Origin of the sequence: Paraburkholderia sp. GAS448 (genome assembly GCF_050435685.1) — a bacterium.
GTDB lineage: Bacteria > Pseudomonadota > Gammaproteobacteria > Burkholderiales > Burkholderiaceae > Paraburkholderia.
Genome location: NZ_JBNDKT010000030.1, coordinates 65,613 through 83,069, shown reverse-complemented (window position 1 = coordinate 83,069; position 17,457 = coordinate 65,613). Strand labels below are relative to the sequence as shown.

General features: G+C 63.4%; 16 protein-coding genes. 3 read left to right on the top strand and 13 right to left on the bottom strand.

The genetic code is table 11. The features are described from left to right. Window positions 1-47: 47 nt before the first annotated feature. The 4 genes from P3T23_RS35920 to P3T23_RS35905 form a co-directional block, all read right to left on the bottom strand. Window positions 48-1,559 carry an NCS1 family nucleobase:cation symporter-1 gene (locus P3T23_RS35920; protein ID WP_429320810.1) on the bottom strand — a complete coding sequence of 504 codons (1,512 nt, stop codon included), beginning with the start codon at window positions 1,557-1,559 and terminating at the stop codon, window positions 48-50. A 71-nt stretch (window positions 1,560-1,630) separates the two neighbouring features. Then, entirely contained in the window at window positions 1,631-2,986 is a 1,356-nt protein-coding gene (preA, locus tag P3T23_RS35915) for an NAD-dependent dihydropyrimidine dehydrogenase subunit PreA (protein ID WP_429320809.1), read from the bottom strand. A gap of 117 nt (window positions 2,987-3,103) precedes the next feature. Beyond that, the gene (locus tag P3T23_RS35910) at window positions 3,104-4,465 is read right to left on the bottom strand and encodes an NAD(P)-dependent oxidoreductase (protein WP_429320808.1); all 1,362 of its coding nucleotides are present in this window, start codon (window positions 4,463-4,465) and stop codon (window positions 3,104-3,106) included. Window positions 4,466-4,582: 117 nt separating this feature from the next. Next, complete coding sequence (locus P3T23_RS35905; RefSeq protein ID WP_429320807.1) at window positions 4,583-5,851, bottom strand: Zn-dependent hydrolase; 1,269 nt, start codon at window positions 5,849-5,851, stop codon at window positions 4,583-4,585. 372 nt (window positions 5,852-6,223) lie between these two features. On the opposite strand from P3T23_RS35905, the gene P3T23_RS35900 reads away from it, so the two are divergent. Next, the gene (locus P3T23_RS35900; protein WP_429320806.1) at window positions 6,224-6,910 is read left to right on the top strand and encodes a TetR/AcrR family transcriptional regulator; all 687 of its coding nucleotides are present in this window, start codon (window positions 6,224-6,226) and stop codon (window positions 6,908-6,910) included. A 49-nt stretch (window positions 6,911-6,959) separates the two neighbouring features. On the opposite strand, the gene P3T23_RS35895 is transcribed toward P3T23_RS35900, so the two are convergent. From P3T23_RS35895 to P3T23_RS35860, 8 genes are all read right to left on the bottom strand, one after another. Next, a complete protein-coding gene (locus tag P3T23_RS35895) occupies window positions 6,960-8,261 on the bottom strand; it encodes an MSMEG_0569 family flavin-dependent oxidoreductase (RefSeq protein WP_429320805.1) in 1,302 nt (433 codons plus the stop codon). A 74-nt stretch (window positions 8,262-8,335) separates the two neighbouring features. Continuing rightward, window positions 8,336-8,620: an MSMEG_0570 family nitrogen starvation response protein gene (locus tag P3T23_RS35890; protein WP_429320804.1), complete on the bottom strand. Its 285-nt coding sequence runs from the start codon at window positions 8,618-8,620 to the stop codon at window positions 8,336-8,338. Between the two features lie 9 nt (window positions 8,621-8,629). Continuing rightward, window positions 8,630-9,805, bottom strand: a complete 1,176-nt coding sequence (locus P3T23_RS35885) for an MSMEG_0565 family glycosyltransferase (protein ID WP_429320803.1) — start codon at window positions 9,803-9,805, stop codon at window positions 8,630-8,632. Then, on the bottom strand, window positions 9,802-10,788 hold the full coding sequence (locus P3T23_RS35880; protein ID WP_429320802.1) for a sll0787 family AIR synthase-like protein: 987 nt from the start codon (window positions 10,786-10,788) through the stop codon (window positions 9,802-9,804). Before P3T23_RS35880 ends, P3T23_RS35885 begins: the two co-directional genes overlap by 4 nt. Then, a complete protein-coding gene (locus P3T23_RS35875; protein ID WP_429320801.1) occupies window positions 10,785-11,345 on the bottom strand; it encodes an MSMEG_0567/Sll0786 family nitrogen starvation N-acetyltransferase in 561 nt (186 codons plus the stop codon). Before P3T23_RS35875 ends, P3T23_RS35880 begins: the two co-directional genes overlap by 4 nt. A gap of 2 nt (window positions 11,346-11,347) precedes the next feature. Further along, window positions 11,348-12,418 (bottom strand): MSMEG_0568 family radical SAM protein, encoded by a 1,071-nt coding sequence (locus P3T23_RS35870; protein WP_429320822.1) that lies wholly within the window; start codon window positions 12,416-12,418, stop codon window positions 11,348-11,350. Further along, window positions 12,411-13,457 carry a Nit6803 family nitrilase gene (locus P3T23_RS35865; protein WP_429320800.1) on the bottom strand — a complete coding sequence of 349 codons (1,047 nt, stop codon included), beginning with the start codon at window positions 13,455-13,457 and terminating at the stop codon, window positions 12,411-12,413. Before P3T23_RS35865 ends, P3T23_RS35870 begins: the two co-directional genes overlap by 8 nt. A 21-nt stretch (window positions 13,458-13,478) precedes the next feature. Beyond that, window positions 13,479-13,961, bottom strand: a complete 483-nt coding sequence (locus P3T23_RS35860; RefSeq protein WP_133662595.1) for an MSMEG_0572/Sll0783 family nitrogen starvation response protein — start codon at window positions 13,959-13,961, stop codon at window positions 13,479-13,481. Window positions 13,962-14,336: 375 nt separating this feature from the next. Between P3T23_RS35860 and P3T23_RS35855 the strand changes: the two genes are divergently transcribed. Next, complete coding sequence (locus P3T23_RS35855) at window positions 14,337-15,728, top strand: PLP-dependent aminotransferase family protein (RefSeq protein ID WP_429320799.1); 1,392 nt, start codon at window positions 14,337-14,339, stop codon at window positions 15,726-15,728. Window positions 15,729-15,780: 52 nt separating this feature from the next. Here P3T23_RS35855 and P3T23_RS35850 read toward each other — a convergent pair whose 3' ends face one another. After that, window positions 15,781-16,761, bottom strand: a complete 981-nt coding sequence (locus P3T23_RS35850) for an aldo/keto reductase (RefSeq protein WP_429320798.1) — start codon at window positions 16,759-16,761, stop codon at window positions 15,781-15,783. Between the two features lie 231 nt (window positions 16,762-16,992). On the opposite strand from P3T23_RS35850, the gene P3T23_RS35845 reads away from it, so the two are divergent. After that, window positions 16,993-17,418, top strand: coding sequence for a host attachment protein (locus P3T23_RS35845; RefSeq protein ID WP_429320797.1), 426 nt, complete (start codon window positions 16,993-16,995; stop codon window positions 17,416-17,418). Window positions 17,419-17,457 lie beyond the last annotated feature (39 nt).

Genomic DNA, 17,457 nt, shown 5'->3' with positions numbered 1-17,457 from the left:
ACGAAACGCCGTTCGATGACCGCTGTCGTTGTCGTTCCCGCTTCGGTTCAGGCACGCGCGATACGCGGGCTCGCGCTCTTGTCGAGCTTCATCCATACGCCGTACACAACCGCCGCAAGCGCGAGGCCGACAAACCACGCGTAGGTGTACAAGGTCTTGAACACATCTGGCACGTTCGGAAAGGCCGCCGGAAACGCCGTATTCAGAAAGCCCGGCAGATTCGGCAGCACGCCGATGGCGAGCGCGACCACCGCGGCGATATTCCAGCCCCCGGTGTACGCATACTCGCCGTTCTCGTCGAACAGTTCGCGATGATCGAGACGCGTCCCGCGAATCAGGAAGTAATCGACCATCATGATGCCGGCTACCGGACCAAGCAAAGCCGAATAGCCGACGAGCCACGTAAAGATATAACCGTGTGTGGTCGCAAGAATTTTCCACGGCATCATCACAATCGCAATGGTCGCGGTGATCATGCCGCCTGCCTTGTATGAGATGCCCTTCGGCCAGAGGCTCGAAAAGTCGTAGGCCGGACCGACGAGGTTCGCTGCGAGATTGCAGCACATCGTGTCGAGCGTCAGGATGATGAGCGCAATGCCCACGCCGATGCCCGTCATGCGGCTCGTCAGATCGATCGGATCCCAGATCGCCTGGCCATAGATGACCACGGTCGCCGAGGTCACCACCACCGAGATCACCGAAAGCAGTGCCATCGGCACCGGCAGGCCGACCGCCTGACCGACCATCTGGTCGCGCTGGGTTCGGGCAAAGCGCGTGAAGTCGGGAATGTTCAGCGCGAGCGTGGCCCAGAAGCCCACCATTGCCGTGAGGCTCGGCCAGAACGTGACCCAGAAGAGTCCCTCCCGCTTGCCACCGGCGACGAACTGCGACGGCGTCGACAGCATGCTCCCGACGCCCCCTGCCTTCGATGTCGCCCACCAGACCAGCACGATGCACATCAGCACCTTGATCGGCGCGGACCAGCTTTCGAGCCAGCGGATCGAATCCGTTCCGTTGACGATGAAGTAGATCTGCAGCGCCCAGAACGCAAGAAAGCACGCCGCCTGACCAATCGAAATATCGATGAACGGCAGCGGCGCGCCTTGCAGTGCGTTGCCCGTGAGGATGTTGAGCAGCGTATAGATCGCGCTGCCGCCAAGCCATGTCTGGATGCCGTACCAGCCGCACGCGACGATCGCCCGCAACAGCGCCGGCAACTTGGCCCCTTGCGTGCCGAACGACGAGCGCACCAGCACCGCGTACGGAATGCCATGTTTGGCGCCAGCGTGGCCGATCAGCAGCATCGGCACGAGCACGATCAGGTTGCCGAGCAGCACCGTCGTCACCGCCTGCCACGGCGACATCCCCTGCTCGGTCAATCCGGCAGCCAGCATGTACGACGCGATGTTCATCACCATGCCGACCCACAACGCCGCGAAGTGATACCACTTCCACGTGCGTTGAGACTTGCCGGTCGGCGCAAGATCGTCGTTGTAGAGCGCGCTGCCTTGTACCGCCGGTTGCAGTAGCGAATCGCTGGTTCCCGCAGACTGATTCATCGAAGATTCTCCCATTGTCGAAAAACTGGCGCGTCGTCAACGCAACGCGTCCAGTGCCAGATGCGCATCCGTCACGCGGCGCGTGCGGGTGCGTCGGTTTCCGCGGCCGCTGTTGCGGCGGCAGTGGCTGTTGAGGGTGCTGCCGTGGCTGAGGTTGCCGTGGTTGCCGCTGCGGCCATCGGATTGTTGGGGTGCGTCGTCCAGTTCGAATAGGCGCCTCTATCGACGCGCTCCATCGTGATGCATTGATCGACCGGGCACACGTGCATGCATAAATTGCACCCGACGCAGCTCCCGTCGATCACTTCGAAATGTCGCACGCCGTCCTTCTCGCGCGTGATCGCCTGGTGCGACGTGTCTTCGCACGCGATGTGGCACAGGCCGCACTGGATGCACTTATCCTGATCGATGCGCGCCTTGATGTCGTAGCTGAGATTCAGGAATTTCCAGTCGGTGACGTTCGGCACGGCGCGGCCACGGATATCGTCGAGCGTCGCGTAGCCCTTTTCGTCCATCCAGTTCGACAGGCCATCGGCCATGTCGGACACGATGCGAAAGCCGTAGTGCATCGCCGCGGTACACACCTGCACGCTGCCCGCGCCCAGCACGATGAACTCCGCGGCGTCGCGCCACGACGTGATGCCGCCGATACCGGAGATCGGCAGGCCTGGTGTTTCCACATCGCGGGCAATTTCCGCGACCATGTTGAGCGCAATCGGCTTGACCGCCGGGCCGCAGTAGCCGCCGTGCGTGCCCTTGCCATCGACGGTCGGCATGGGCGCCATATCGTCGAGATCGACCGCGACGATGGAGTTGATCGTGTTGATGAGCGACACGCCGTCCGCACCGCCCTTGTAAGCGGCACGCGAACCGAGCCGGATGTCGGTGATGTTGGGTGTCAGCTTGACCAGGCAAGGCAGGCGCGAGCCTTCCTTGACCCAGCGGGTGACCATCTCGATGTACTCCGGCACCTGGCCGACGGCCGAACCCATGCCCCGCTCGCTCATGCCGTGCGGGCAACCGAAGTTCAGTTCGACCGCATCCGCGCCGGTGTCTTCGACGAGCGGCAGGATCCATTTCCAGTCACGCTCGTTGCACGGCACCATCAGCGACACGATCATCGCGCGGTCCGGCCAGTCGCGCTTGACCTGGGCGATCTCGCGCAGATTGACGTCGAGCGGGCGGTCGGTGATGAGTTCGATGTTGTTCAGACCCGCCATCCGCTGCCCGTTCCACTGCACCGCGCCGTAGCGGGAGCTCACGTTGACGACGTGCGGATCGAGCCCGAGCGTCTTCCAGACGACGCCGCCCCAGCCTGCTTCAAATGCGCGGTTGACGTTGTAGGCCTTGTCGGTAGGCGGCGCCGACGCCAGCCAGAAAGGATTCGGCGACGTAATGCCGGCGATTGTGCAACGAAGATCGGCCATGATCGGCTCCGTGGGAATGTCGCTTTTTTACCTCTGCGTACCGCTCCTGGGCGGTGCGCTTCCTGATTGACGCTGTACCGGGGTGCGCCATGACGCGCCGGGCTGCCCCTGGCCGCACTACGCGGCCCGCACCGCCGTACGTGCGAAAACCCGATCGATCGACGCCGCCGCAAGCTTGCCGTCCTGCACCGCCTGCACGGTCAGATCAAGGCCGGTCGCCGCGCAGTCGCCGCCTGCCCAGACGTCTTGCAACGACGTCCGGCGCTCGTCGTCGACCTCGATACGCGAGCCATCCGTCGTCAGGATGTCGGCATCGAGCCCTGTCGCGACGAGTGTCTGGCCGATTGCCTTGAGCACCATGTCGGCTTCCACCGTGAAGCGCTCGCCTGTGCCGACAAGACGTCCTGCCTCCTCTTTCGTGCGCTCGAACTCGACGCCTGTGACGCACGCGCCATCGCCATTCAGCTTGAGCGGTTGCGCGTAGAGCACGATCGAAACGCCCTGCGTCTGCGCAAATTCGCGCTCCGCCCACGTCGCGCTCATCGCATCGACGCCGCGCCGGTACACCATCGTCACGCTTTGCGCGCCGAGCTTGCGGCTTTGCACGGCAGCATCGATTGCGGTGTTGCCGCCGCCGATCACCACCACGCGGCGCCCGACAGGCAGCGTCGAAAGATCGTCCGCCGCGCGCAGGCGCGCGATGAAATCGACCGCGTTGTGCACGTTCCCGAGCGCTTCGCCTTCGATCTGCAGCGCCTTCACGCCGGCCAGTCCAATCGCGAGAAACACCGCATCGTGTTGCTGACGCAGTTCGTCGAGGCTCACATCGCGCCCGAGCATGACGCCTGTCTTCAACGCGATGCCGCCCACGGACAGCAGCCAGTCCACTTCGCGCTGTGCGAAATCGTCGACGGTCTTGTAGGCGGCGATGCCGTATTCGTTGAGGCCGCCAGCCTTGGGATGCGCGTCGAAGAGCGTCACCCGATGCCCCATCAGCGCAAGACGATGCGCACACGCGAGCCCCGCCGGCCCCGCGCCGACGACAGCCACATGACGCCCCGAATCCGCCGCGCGCCTGAACAGGGTCTCGCCGCGCGCCATCGCCCAGTCCGTCGCATGACGCTGCAACGCACCGATCGCAACGGGCTTCTCATCCTGATGGTTGCGCACGCACGCGCCTTCACAAAGAATTTCGGTCGGACAGACGCGTGCACACATGCCGCCCAGCGGATTCGCCGAGAGGATGTCGTGTGCCGCGCCTTTCAGATTGCCGTTGCCGATCTTGCGGATGAAGCCCGGAATATCGATCTGCGTCGGGCACGCCTTGACGCAGGGCGCGTCATAGCAGTAGTGGCAGCGGCTCGCGGCCACCGCCGCCGCGCCTGGATCGAGCAACGGCGCGATGTCGGCAAACTGACACGCGAGCTGATCGGCCGTCAGCCGGCCTGCGGCGACATCGCCGGTTTCTTTCGTAGCCATGCGCGTTCCTTCACGAAAAGAGAGACAGCACGAATCCAGCCGGCATCGCATCTCGCGAAGCCGGAGCAGCGGGTCCAACAAAGCTTGCAGAAGAGCGTTTAACGCAGCATGCCGGGGCTATGAAGCAGGCTCGCACGCTCGCTCGAGCATCGCGTGCAGCAAGACATTAGCGCCCGCCTCGATCCATTCGATCGTGGCATCCTCGATTTCGTTATGACTGATCCCGTCGACGCATGGCACGAACACCATCGACGTCGGCGCGACCTGCGACAGATAACAGGCGTCGTGACCGGCGCCCGACACGATGTCGCGGCTCGGGTAGCCAAAGCGCTCGGCCGCCGCACGAACCGACTTGACGCAGGCCGCGTCGAAGGCGACCGGTGCGTAGTAAAAGATCTGCTCGAGCTGCGTTTCAAGACCGATTTCGCCTGCAATACGCGCGACACCGTCCCGCAACTCCGCATCCATTTCCTTCAGCACGGCATCGTCCGGATGACGGAAATCGACCGTGAAGAACACGCGCCCCGGAATCACATTGCGTGAGTTCGGGTGCACCTGCATCATGCCGACGGTCGCGCAGCCGAACGGCGCGTGATTCAGGCCGATGCGGTTGACGAGATCGACCACACGCGACGCGCCGAGCAAGGCATCGCGCCGGCGCGGCATCGGTGTCGGCCCTGCATGAGCCTCCTGGCCCGTCAGCACGATTTCATACCAGCGCTGACCCTGCGCATCGGTGACCACCCCGATCGTCTTGTGCTCCGCTTCGAGAATCGGCCCCTGTTCGATGTGCAGCTCGAACGCCGCGTGGATCGGTCGTCCGCCGCATGGGACATCGCCCGCATAGCCGATGCGCCTCAACTCCTCGCCGATCGTCTTGCCGTCGACATCCTTGCGCGACAAACCATATTCCAGGGTAAACACACCTGCGAATACACCGGAGGCGACCATCGCCGGAGCAAAACGCGAGCCCTCCTCGTTGGTCCAGATCACGACTTCCACCGGATGCTCGGTTTCGATACCGTGATCGTTCAGGCTGCGGATCACTTCGAGCCCGCCCAGCACGCCGTAGATGCCGTCGAAGCGGCCACCCGTCGGTTGGGAATCGGCGTGCGAGCCGGTCATCACCGGCAACGCCGACGCATTGCGGCCGGCGCGCCGCATGAACACATTGCCCATCTGATCGACGCTGACCGTGCACCCTGCTTCCTTCGCCCAGCTCACGATCAGGTCGCGCCCTTCGCGGTCGAGATCGGTCAGCGCAAGCCTGCACACACCGCCTTTCGGCGTCGCGCCGATCTTCGCCATCGTCATCAGGCTGTCCCACAGACGCTGACCGTTCACCTTGATCGACACGTCGAGTCCTTTGTCCGTCACTGCGTTCATCAGTCTCTCTCCTCACGCGAATCGGGCTATCCGTACACACACGCAGCACGAGCTGGCGCAGACGCGGTGCACGGACGACATGTTTTGGGGCGTAACGCCCGCGGCCGGTGCATACAACTTACGCTGGCGCCCGGTCGCCGATACGGCTCAATTTCCTGCTTCACCAATCCTGTCCGATTGGACAGGTTGTAGACGATTAATAAAGATATTTCAATGACTTCCGTATGAGCGAAAAGCGTGCCATTGCACTGCAACATGCGTGCGGTGCGCCGCATTCGGTGGATGAGACAGGCCGTGCGTTGCCTGCCGCAATACGACTACAATGAGGCGCGACGCGGCGACTGAAGGCACCTGAGCCAGGCGAGGCCGATCATGAAAGACGACGATACGCCGGTCGTAACCGGCGCAAACGAAGAAACGACGAAGCCAATGCGGCGGCGCAAGGCCCACATTCGCAACACGAACGAGGCGCATCTGCTGGCGTGCGCCGAGGCAGTATTCGCGGAGCGCGGGCTCGAAGGCACCAGCACGGCGATGATCGCGGAACGCGCAGGCTTGCCGAAAGCCAACCTGCATTACTACTTCCCGACAAAGCTCGATCTTTACCGGCGCGTGCTCGACGATATCTTCGAGGAGTGGTATCGCGCCGCCGATACGTTCGATTGCAGCGACGATCCCGTCGAAGCGATCGGCGGCTACGTACGCGCAAAGATGGAGTTGTCGCGCCGGCGTCCGCTCGGCTCGAAGGTATGGGCGAACGAAATCATCCATGGCGCGACGCACATGCAGGACATCCTGGCGGGACGCGTGAAGCCGTGGATGGAAACGCGTGTCGTCGTAATCAACGACTGGATTGCGCGAGGCTTGCTAGCCCCGCTCGACGCCCGCACTTTCCTCTTCATGATCTGGGCGCTGACCCAGCACTACGCGGACTTCGACGCGCAGATCGAAGCGCTCGCGGGCAAGCGGGCGCTGTCGAAAAAGGCCTTCGATGTGGCGACCGAAGAAGTGGTCGCGCTCGTCATTCGCGCGTGCGGAGCGAAGACGGCAAGCACGTAAACAGGACGCACACCCCCTGCCGATCGATTGATACGACTCGATGCGCGGTTCAGGCAGCGACCGTGTCCGCGCACATCGCCCGCTCGCTTCGATGCGAGAGCACCGCCTGCACGACATGATCGGCATCGCGCGCAATGCCGGAAAAGCGCCCCGATCCCCAGGTGTGCAGCCACGGCAGCCCGACGAAATAGAGACCGCCAAGCGGTGTCACACCCCGCACGTGCGCCGGATAGCCCCGCCCGTTGAAGACCGGCGCATCGATCCAGCTGAAGTCCGGCGTAAAGCCGATACACCAGATGATCGCGGCGATGCCGCTTGCGGCAATATCGAGCGTCGTGCGCTCGGCTGCGGGCCGCCACATCGCTTCATACGCGCTACCAGCCGGCGCATCGATACCGCTTCGTTCGATGAACGCGTCGATACTGGCGTTGATACTGTTGTACGTGCGGTCCGCATCGTCAAGATTGATTGCGAGATTCGGTGCGAAATGCAGCACGCCCCGCTGCAGGTCTTCAAGGCGTCCATACAGTTCCATACCTTCGGAAGCGAATTTGCGCAGATCGATATCGCGTCCGCCGTCGCGTCCGGTGACATAGTGATTGGTATTGTCACGCACACCTTCGCGTAGGGGATGCCTTTCCACCGGCATGTCGTAGTACTGCATGTCCGCGAGCCAGTCGACCACATCGCGTCCTCGATAAAAGCGCGCACAGCGCGGCGCTTCGCCAACGGCGAGCATCACCTTCCGCCCCGCGACGTGCAGGTCCTCGGCGATCTGCGCACCGGACTGGCCGGAGCCGACCACCAGCACCACGCCATCGGGCAATGCCTCGGGATTGCGATATTCCGACGACTGCATCTGCACGATATGCGACGGCAGGCGCTCGGCCATACGCGGCACGATCGGCGTGTGGTAGCCGCCCGAAGCCACCACCACCTGATCGGCGGTGAAATCGCCTTGCGTCGTCGAGACGGCATAGCGGCCGTCTTCCAGACGCTTCACGCGTTTGACTTCCGTGTTCTCGATCACGGGCGCGTTCACCATTGCGATGAAGCCATCCAGATACGCGATGATTTCATCCTTCTTCATGAAACCATGCGGATCGTCGCCGCGGTACGGATAGCCTGGCAACGCGCATTGCCAGTTCGGTGTCACTAGACAAAACGCATCCCAACGCTGGTGGCGCCATGTGTGCGTCACCGTGTTCTTCTCGATGACCAGATGATCGATGCCGTGCTGCGTCAGGTAGTAGCTGACCGACAGCCCCGCCTGCCCGCCGCCCACGACAATCACGCTGTAGTGCCCGTTGGTGGCGGGTTGAGAAGCCTGGTGGTGTTTTGTCTTTGACATGATGCATCCTTGCATTCGGGAATGCCCGCCTCGCATGTGCGATTCATCCGCCACGGCGGGCCGGGTTTAGCGTTTCAACTGAATTCGATGACCTTGACCGTCGCGTCGGGCCTGTCGTCGAACCGCGCGGCATCGCGTTCGATCTGCTCCAGCTGGTCCATGGCCGCCGAGCAGGCAAAGCCGTACTTCTGCCGCACGCGTTCGGACGCGATGCCCAAGGCCTGACGCGACCGGTCGACGAAATCGTTGAGCGGGTACTCCGTGCCGGGGACGAAGAAATCGCTGATGACTTGCGACGGCGAATAGCAGTTCGCCTCGTTGCCATCGGGCCATTGAATCCGGAAGTGCATGACAGGCATGAGAGCTCCTTAAAGAATCGCCAGAGATCGTTTCGACAGATAGTTGAGATAGACGTCGACGTGACGGCGCGCGCTCGCGTCCCAGCTGAAACGCGCGAGCAACGCAGGCACGGCGCGAGCGAAATCGGCCTTGAAACTGCCGTCGATCGTGCGCATCAGCGCCGACGCAATCGAATGGGCGTCGGTCGGCGTTGCCCAACAGGCGGTGCTGTCGTCGAGGTATTCGTTGAACGGCGCGGTGTCCGATACAACCACGGGTGTGCCGCACGCAAGCGCTTCCAGCACGACCAACCCGAAGCCTTCGCGCAGGGACACCATCGCCAGCACATCCGCACTTCTGAAAAGCGCGGGTATTGCAAAGTCGCTGAGCGGGCCTGTCACGACGATGCTTTCGCACGGTCCGATCGAAAGCCGATGCTCCTCTGCTCGCTGGAAGAAGCGCTCGGCATACGCGTTGTGATCGAGCAGACTGGCGCCACCTGCAATCACGAGTTGTGCGCGCGGCAGTCTCTTGTGCACAAGAGCAAATGCGTCTAGCAGCCCAAGCGTGTTTTTGCGCGCTTCCATGCCGCCCACTGCCAGAACGACCGGCGAACCATCGATGCCTGTGCGCTTGCACGTGGCGTCGTCTGCATCGCCGGAAAGGTCCGGACAAAAGCGCGCGGTATCGACACCATTCGGCACGGTCACCGCATCGATTCCATACGTGCGCTGCATTTCCCCAGTCCACGTGTCGCTCACGCACAGCACGCTATCCGCATCGCGATACGCGCGCCCCTGCCATGCGGCCAGACGCGGATTGTCGAAGTGATCCAGGTGGTGAACGGTGCGCACAAAACCTTCGATCACGCCCTCTTCTTTCAGCTCAGCGAGCGCGTTGCCGCTGATACTGTCCTGCGCATGCAGCACATCGAATGACGACGCATTGCGCAGCGCTGCCTTCAAGGCCCGAATGCGCGCATCGACCATCTCGACCGTATTCGCCTGCGAGCCCGTAATCCGCGCGAGAACAACGCGGCATGAAGGCTCACGAAACAACATCTCTCCGGCTGCAGCGGGCGCGAATACCGTGACGTCGTGGCCTTGTGCCGTCAGCGCGTTCGCCAGTTCCAGCGTATGCACAACACCGCCACGCGGATTGACTGAATGCGTTAGCAACGCAATGCGAAGCGAACAGGGGTTCATCGCCTGCCTCCTTCCGGCGCGAGGATAAAGGGCTCACGCCCAAAATCCCACAGCACGGCAGCATCGTCTCCTCGACGCACGATGACTTCACGCGATTCGTCGACCGTGCCGATCACCGCGCACGCAAGGGAGCGCGCTGCAAAGCGCTCCTGCACCTGCGCGACATGGTGTTCGCGCACAGAGAGTAGATAGCCGAAACTCGGAAACGCCGTCACCCAGCGGGCGAGCGCGACATCTTCCGGCTTTGGTATGCAGTCGAGATCGATTCGCGCACCCACGCGGGAACATTCGAGCAGCATCAACGCGGTGCCGAGCGTACCGGCCATGCTGATGTCCTTGGCGGCATCGCACAGACCGCTTTCCGCCAGTTCGGGCAGTAGCTCCAGATCCGCGCGCAGACGCGTCGCCGGTGCACCCACCGACGCATTCCAGAACGGATACGGTTCCTCGAACCTGCCACGCAGGTCGACTGCCATCATCAGACGATCGCCCGGCTTCGCGTTGAAGCTGGACAGCAACGCACTGGCGCGCCCCAGTATCGACACCGCCAGTTGCGCCTGATCGCTGCGCGTATTCGTGTGCCCGCCGACAACCGGCACGCCATACGCCACCGATGCAGCCGCCATTCCCGCCAGGATTTGCCCTGCGGCGCCGATGCCGTCGCTCCACAGCGCATCGACGACAGCGATCGGCCGACCACCCATCGCATAGATATCGCTGACGTTGACCATCACGCCGCTATAACCGGCGAACCAGGGCATCGCCTTGACGAAATCGCTGACCATGCCTTCGATTGCGAACAGCAGATAGCCGTTGCCGTCGGCGATGGCCGCGCAGTCGTCGCCCACGGCGACTGCCTGTTTCAGATCGTCGGCGCCGCCTGGCAAGCCCCGCGCGAGCGAAGACAGCACATCGGCGATATCGGTCTTGTGCATGAAGCCGCGGCTCTCCCGCAGGCCGGCCACGAGTTCGGCCACGCTCACGACGCACTCCGCGATTGCGTCACGAAACCACTGCGCGGCGTCGCACAGGGCGGGTAGTGATCGAGCTGCGCCTGCATCAAATGATGGGGACGTCCAAGCAGCATCTCTTCTGCCAGCACGTCCCAGTGCAGCGCGCGAAAGAGCGGCACATTCTGGCTCTGCACGTGAGCGAGGAAGGTCTCGCAACCGAGCGCGTGCGCGCTGCTGACTGCAAGCCGGATCAACGTCGCACCGATCTTACCGTGCCTTCGGTACGCCGCATGCACCGCCAGTCGCGAACCGAACCAGACGCCCGGTTCATCTTCATGAATGCGCACCGTGCCGACCACCTGCTCCGGCATCCCCGCGATGCAGCTGACGGCAACCAGTTGCTGCGCGCGCTCGTCCGTTGCATCGCGGTCATCGCCGACAAAGATTCCCTGCTCGATGCAGAACACCGCGCGCCGCAGCCGGAACGCCTGCTCGGCTTCCCAGGGCAAGGTCGTCCATTTGATCCGGTATTCGCTCGCCGTCCAGGCTGTCGGCAACGCGTCGAGGTCTATCGCTTCGGCCAGCATGATCACACCTCGTACGATGACAGCGACGAACACGCGCCGCATTTGCCGCAGCCCGCCTTGATATCGCTGGAGCGCAACCGCGCCGCGCCGAGCATCGCGCCAAGCGGCTGCAACACCGATTTCATGAATTCAGGAGAAGGCGCGGGATGGTCTTCGAGCGGCGTGCCGCTGATCGGCACGAACGGCACGACGAACGGATAGACGCCAAGGTCGATCAACTCGCGCGACATCGCAAGAATGGCTTCGGCTGAATCGCCGAGTCCCGCGAGTATGTAAGTGCTGACCTGCCCTCTGCCGAACACGGCCACCGCAGCCCTGAACGCTTCCATATAGCGCGAAAGCGGCACGCTCGCCTTGCCGGGCATGATGCGTTCGCGCAAGGCGGGCGTCACCACTTCGAGGTGCATGCCGAGCGTATCGACGCCACTCGCCTTCATGCGCGCGAACCAGCGGTCGTCGTCGGGCGGTTCGCATTGCGCCTGGATCGGCAGATCGACGGCGGCCTTGATCGCGAACGCGCTCTCGCACAGTATCTGCGCGCCGCGATCGCTCGTGGCGGGCGTTCCGGTCGTCAGCACCATATGTTTGACGCCGTCGAGCAAGACCGCCGCGCGCGCGACTTCAGCAAGCTGCTCTGGCGTCTTGCGCGCAATCGTGCGGCCGGCTGCGAGCGATTGCCCGATCGCGCAGAACTTGCACGACTTGCGGCGGCTCTCGTAGCGGATGCACGTCTGCAGCACGGTGGTCGCGAGGACGTCGGCACTGTGCAGCGTCGCGATGTGCGAGTACGGCACGCCATCGAGCGTCTGCATCGCGTAGAAGCGCGGCGCCTTCGGAAAGCTGATGCTCGCAATCGGGATCGTGCCGCGCATCAAGGCGCTCGCGCCGCCCGCATCCGGCGTTGCCGCGACGAAGGGAGAGTGCCACGCCGTGTTCGTATGCACGGGCACCATGATCGTCACACCGTCGACTGTCACCGCCTTGTGATCGGACGGGCCCGCGCCGCCGCGCCGGCTGGCGACGCCCGCACCAGGATCGGCGAGCCGCAGCCCGACCGACTGCAGTTCAGTCATCAATTGCCGGCTCGCGGCCGGCAGGGTCTCGCTGGAGTTCATCGCGCCATTCCTGGGTTGAGTTGAGATCGATGCCGGTGGCCATGCCGGCAGCCGCAGGCATACCCGTCATCGGCGAAACGGTCGACGCCGGCCGGTCGTTGATCGCGAGGCTCAGCAGTTCCGGCCGCGCGTAGTGACCGACCGAATCCATCATCCGTTTGCGCTTCGTGATCAAGGCCATGTCGAGATCGGCGATCACCATGCCTTCGCCTTCGCGCAGCGGCGCGGCCAGGTGCTGCCCTTCCGGTGAGACGATCGCCGTGTTGCAGCCGCCGCGCAGCGCTTTCTGCAGGTTCGGATCGGGGGTGACCGATTCGATCTGCGCTTCAGTCAGCCAGCCCGTCGCGTTGACGACGAAGCAGCCCGACTCCAGCGCGTGATGACGGATCGTCACCTCGATCTGCTCCGCGAAGATCGGCCCCACCAGCGAACCGGGGAACTGGCTGCAGTGAATCTCTTCGTGCTGCGTCATCAACGCATAGCGCGCGAGCGGGTTGTAGTGCTCCCAGCAGGCGAGCGCGCCGACCCGTGCGACCGCCGTGTGCACCACCTTCAAACCGGCCGCGTCGCCCTGGCCCCAGATCATCCGTTCGTGGAACGTCGGTGTGATCTTGCGGCGCTTGAGCAGCAGTTGCCCATCGACATCGAAGATGAGCTGCGTGTTGTACAGGCTGCCGTGATCGCGCTCGTTGACGCCGAGCACGACCACCATCCGGTGCAATCTCGCGCGTTCCGCGACCGCCTGCGTGACAGGACCGGGCACCACCACCGCCTCGTCGTACAGCTTCATGTGGTCGCCGCCCGATGCCACCGGCGGCCGCACGAATGAAAAGTACGGGTAGTACGGCACGAAGGTCTCGGGGAACACGATCAGCTGCACGCCTTCGCGCGCCGCCCTGTCGATGGCCTCGCACACCTTGTTCAGCGTGCCGTCGATGCGTTCGAAATCCGGTGCAATCTGCACGGCCGCCGCCCGGACGATGCGTTTCTCAGACATGGTGAAGACCCGCCCCTTTGTCTAGACCGTCCAGGTGTGGATGATCAGCGCGTTGTCCTTGCGATGCAGAAGCTGGATGTCGAGCACGTCGAGCGGGCTGATCGGACGGATGCCCTCGATCAGCGATGCCTCGCCGTGACCGTACAGCGCCTGCAGCGCAAAACGGCACGCGTAGACCTTGCCGCCCTCTTCCATGAACTTGATCAGCTGCTTGTTGAAGTTCAGGTGGCCGGGAAACGCCTCGTCGCCGAGCGTCGGAAAACCGCGCTGCAGACCGAGCGTGACACCCGGCCCATACAGCAGCACCGACGTCTCAAAGCCCTTGCGTTGCAGCCGCGTCGCCTGCAACAGGTTGACGAAGCCGATCGAGCCCTCGAACGCGACCGTGTGGAACGTGACGAGCGCCTTCTCGCCCGGCTCCGCCTTCACGTCCTCGAAGACTTTCTCCTCGTAATCGACCAGGTAATCGCCTTTCTCATGCTTCGGTTTATTGACGGCCGGCATGGCACTCTCCTTTTAAATTGAGCGGATTAAATCAATGGATTTCGATTTACTGTCGCGGCGATAGAGATAATGCATTTGCCATGCCACTGATCGCCCTCGTAAATGCAATCAATTGCCGATCAAGCAGACGATCATTCGGAAAGCGAGCCGAAAAAATCCTGGCGCGAAGATTGCACGACCCTTCAGGCATGGCGCGTGAGCAGGCCCTCCGGTCTTGACGCACCATACGCGTGCCCTGTTCGTGGTGCATGCGTGCCGGCATGGTGCAGCCGTTCACGAAATACGATCAATGCGATCAGCGGATGCAATCATGTTTATTTTTATTATGTGCGCGTGATACGCTTTATTTAATTCACACCAGACCGAAACAGAATCATGAGTAATGCGACTCATCACTGGATCAAACGACTGGCCGATATGCGCAAGCCGGCTTATCTGGCGATTCCGGAACTGATCGAGGAAGATCTGGCCACCGGGCGGCTGCGCCCGCGCGACCGCCTTCCGGGCCTGCGCGATCTGGCCAGTGAACTGGATCTGAACTACACGACCGTCGCGCGCGCGTACGCCGAGGCGAGAAAGCGCGGCCTGCTCGATTCGCGGGCCGGCAGCGGCACGTTCGTGCGCGGGCGCGCGCCGACGTTGCCGCTTACTGGCGGCAGCAGCATCGAAATGTCGATGAACACGCCGCCGGAGCCCGCCGACTACGCCGCGCGCCTGCGCGAATCGGCCGCGCGTTTGATGGCGGAAACCGACCCCTACCGGCTGCTGCGCTATCAGGATTTCGGCGGCACCGCCCCCGACAAGGCCGCCGGTACCGGGTGGCTCAAGCGCCGTTTGCCCGACGCCGATCCGGAGAACGTGCTGGTCTGTCCAGGCATCCATAGCGCGCTGGTTGCGCTCGTGTCGCAGCTGGCGCGGCCCGGTGCGATGATCTGCCTCGATACGCTCGCCTATCCGGGCATCAAGGCGATTGCGGCACAACTCGGTGTACGCCTGCAGGCGCTCGCCCGTGACGACGAAGGCCCGCTCGCGCACGCTTTCGAAGCGCTCTGCAAAACCGACAAGCCCGCCGCCTTCTACTGCAATCCGACGATGCAGAATCCGAGCACGCTGACCCTCACGCACAAGCGGCGCGAGGCACTCGCTGACGTGGCGCTGCGCTACAACGTGCCGATCATCGAAGACGACGCCTACGCGATGCTGCCGCAACAGGCACCTGACCCGCTGGCCCGCTTCGCGCCCGAGTTGACCTGGTATGTGACGGGCCTTTCGAAGAGTCTGGGCGCGGGCTTACGGGTCGCGTATCTGCATGCGCCGACGCCGCGCCAGGCGCAACGTCTTGCCGGTGCATTGCGTGCGACCACTGTGATGGCAAGTCCGTTTACGGTGTCGCTCGCGACCCAGTGGCTGATCGATGGCACCGCGCACGACATGCTCGAAGCGATTCGCAGCGAGTCGAGAGCGCGTCAGTCGATCGCGTCGCGCGTACTGGGCGCGTGGCCCTACGACGCCCATCAGGACGGCTTTCATCTGTGGCTGCCGATCCCGTCCGAAGGTGGCTGGAGTTCCTCCGAACTGGCCTTGCAACTGCGCAATCAGGGCATCGCTGCCGTCGCGGGCGCTGCGTTTTCAACCGATGGCAATCCGCCGAATGCGGTGCGCGTGTGCCTCGGCGGCTCGAAGAACCGCGACGAGTGCGAGGAAGCGTTGCGGCTCATCGCCGAGACGCTCGACCATCCGCATCATCTGCATTCCGCCGTGATGTGAAAGTACGCGCGGCACGCGTGATCGATGCGCGTGCCACGTGCATGGACGCTGCTTAGCTGAACCCCACCACCGGATGCGGCACGTATGGCGCTTCGAGTGCGGCGATCTCTTCTGGCGCGAGCGCAAGCGTCAATGCGGCGACCGCATCGGTCAGATGGTGCGGCTTCGATGCCCCGATGATCGGCGCCGTCACGCCGGGCTTCTGGATCAGCCAGGCGAGCGCCACCTGCGCGCGCGGCACGCCGCGTTGGGCAGCCACGGCCGCCACGGCTTCAACGATGCGGCGGTCGGCATCTTGCGTCGACTGATAAAGCGTGGCGCCGAATGCATCGCTTTCCTGACGCTCGCTCGTAGCGTTCCATTCGCGCGTGAGACGCCCGCGCGCGAGCGGACTCCACGGCAACACGCCGATGCCCTGATCGGCGCACAGCGGCAGCATTTCGCGCTCTTCCTCGCGGTTAAGCAGGTTCAGATGATCCTGCATGCTGACGAATTCGCTCCAGCCGTGAAGGCGCGACGTGTAGAGGGCCTTTGCGAACTGCCACGCATACATCGACGACGCGCCGATATAGCGCACCTTTCCGGCCTTCACGACGTCATGCAGCGCTTCGAGCGTTTCTTCGAGAGGCGTGAGGGGATCCCAGCGATGGATCTGATAGAGATCGACGTAATCCGTGCCGAGCCGGCGCAGGCTATGGTCGATCTCGCTGAAAATCGCCTTGCGCGACAGGCCCGCGCCGTTAGGACCGGGCCGCATGCGCCCATGCACCTTGGTCGCGATGACGACTTCATCGCGCGGCACGAAATCCATCAGCGCACGCCCGACAAACTCCTCCGACGTGCCGTCCGAATAGATATTGGCCGTATCGAAGAAATTGACGCCGAGGTCGAGCGCCTGTTTGATGAGCGGCCGGGTGGCGGCTTCGTCGAGCGTCCACGGGTGCGTGCCGCGCTCCGGCGCCCCGTAGGTCATGCAACCCAGACAGAGGCGCGATACTTCGAGCCCCGTTTTCCCCAACCTTACATAGTCCATGCGGATTCTCCGTGAGTCAGCAATCGGGTGCGCCATGATCCGCGGCGCGGGCAGATGGTCCTCGCATTGTAGCGACCGCTCCATTCAGCCGCGGGGCATTCAGCGTGCTCCCCGATCGCGGACACCTCGGGTGAAATACGGGCACACCGGCCTGATGGCGAGTATTGTTCAAGAAGCGCCTCCGCGCACTCCGCCGTGGCGCTCGAATCCAGGCATCAAAGGAGGAAAGCCATGACCAGCATTTCCTGGGTTGTTGTCGCCGACGGTAACCGCGCCCGTATCTTTGAAACCAACGGTCTCAAGCTGGATCTGCGCGAGATCGAAGGTTTCGCCGATCCCCAGGCCCGCACGCGTGACCCCGAATTGCGCAACGGAGACTCCGGCCGCGACGCGATGCCGGCAGCCACCACACCGGACGACGCAGCACGCGACAGGTTCGCCCGCATGCTCTGTGAATATCTCGAGCAGGGCCGCATGCACCAGCGCTACCAGCGGCTGCGCATCGCGGTCGAGCCCAGGTTTCTCGGCCTGTTGCGCCGCCATCTGAGCGATGAGACGCGCAAGATGGTGTACGAGGAAATCGGCGCGGATATCTCCAAACTCGACGCCCGGGCAATCCAGCGTCATCTCGAACTGCACGGCGAAGGCGCCCACTGAGCCGGCCGCGCACTGTCAGAAAACCGTAATTCGCAGCAC

Excerpts from the sequence above, each read along its gene's own strand:
- P3T23_RS35920 (WP_429320810.1), bottom strand. The coding sequence starts at position 1,559 with ATGAATCAGTCTGCGGGAACCAGCGATTCGCTACTGCAACCGGCGGTA.
- preA (WP_429320809.1), bottom strand. The coding sequence starts at position 2,986 with ATGGCCGATCTTCGTTGCACAATCGCCGGCATTACGTCGCCGAATCCT.
- P3T23_RS35910 (WP_429320808.1), bottom strand. The coding sequence starts at position 4,465 with ATGGCTACGAAAGAAACCGGCGATGTCGCCGCAGGCCGGCTGACGGCC.
- P3T23_RS35905 (WP_429320807.1), bottom strand. The coding sequence starts at position 5,851 with ATGAACGCAGTGACGGACAAAGGACTCGACGTGTCGATCAAGGTGAAC.
- P3T23_RS35900 (WP_429320806.1), top strand. The coding sequence starts at position 6,224 with ATGAAAGACGACGATACGCCGGTCGTAACCGGCGCAAACGAAGAAACG.
- P3T23_RS35895 (WP_429320805.1), bottom strand. The coding sequence starts at position 8,261 with ATGTCAAAGACAAAACACCACCAGGCTTCTCAACCCGCCACCAACGGG.
- P3T23_RS35890 (WP_429320804.1), bottom strand. The coding sequence starts at position 8,620 with ATGCCTGTCATGCACTTCCGGATTCAATGGCCCGATGGCAACGAGGCG.
- P3T23_RS35885 (WP_429320803.1), bottom strand. The coding sequence starts at position 9,805 with ATGAACCCCTGTTCGCTTCGCATTGCGTTGCTAACGCATTCAGTCAAT.
- P3T23_RS35875 (WP_429320801.1), bottom strand. The coding sequence starts at position 11,345 with ATGCTGGCCGAAGCGATAGACCTCGACGCGTTGCCGACAGCCTGGACG.
- P3T23_RS35870 (WP_429320822.1), bottom strand. The coding sequence starts at position 12,418 with ATGACTGAACTGCAGTCGGTCGGGCTGCGGCTCGCCGATCCTGGTGCG.
- P3T23_RS35865 (WP_429320800.1), bottom strand. The coding sequence starts at position 13,457 with ATGTCTGAGAAACGCATCGTCCGGGCGGCGGCCGTGCAGATTGCACCG.
- P3T23_RS35860 (WP_133662595.1), bottom strand. The coding sequence starts at position 13,961 with ATGCCGGCCGTCAATAAACCGAAGCATGAGAAAGGCGATTACCTGGTC.
- P3T23_RS35855 (WP_429320799.1), top strand. The coding sequence starts at position 14,337 with ATGAGTAATGCGACTCATCACTGGATCAAACGACTGGCCGATATGCGC.
- P3T23_RS35850 (WP_429320798.1), bottom strand. The coding sequence starts at position 16,761 with ATGGACTATGTAAGGTTGGGGAAAACGGGGCTCGAAGTATCGCGCCTC.
- P3T23_RS35845 (WP_429320797.1), top strand. The coding sequence starts at position 16,993 with ATGACCAGCATTTCCTGGGTTGTTGTCGCCGACGGTAACCGCGCCCGT.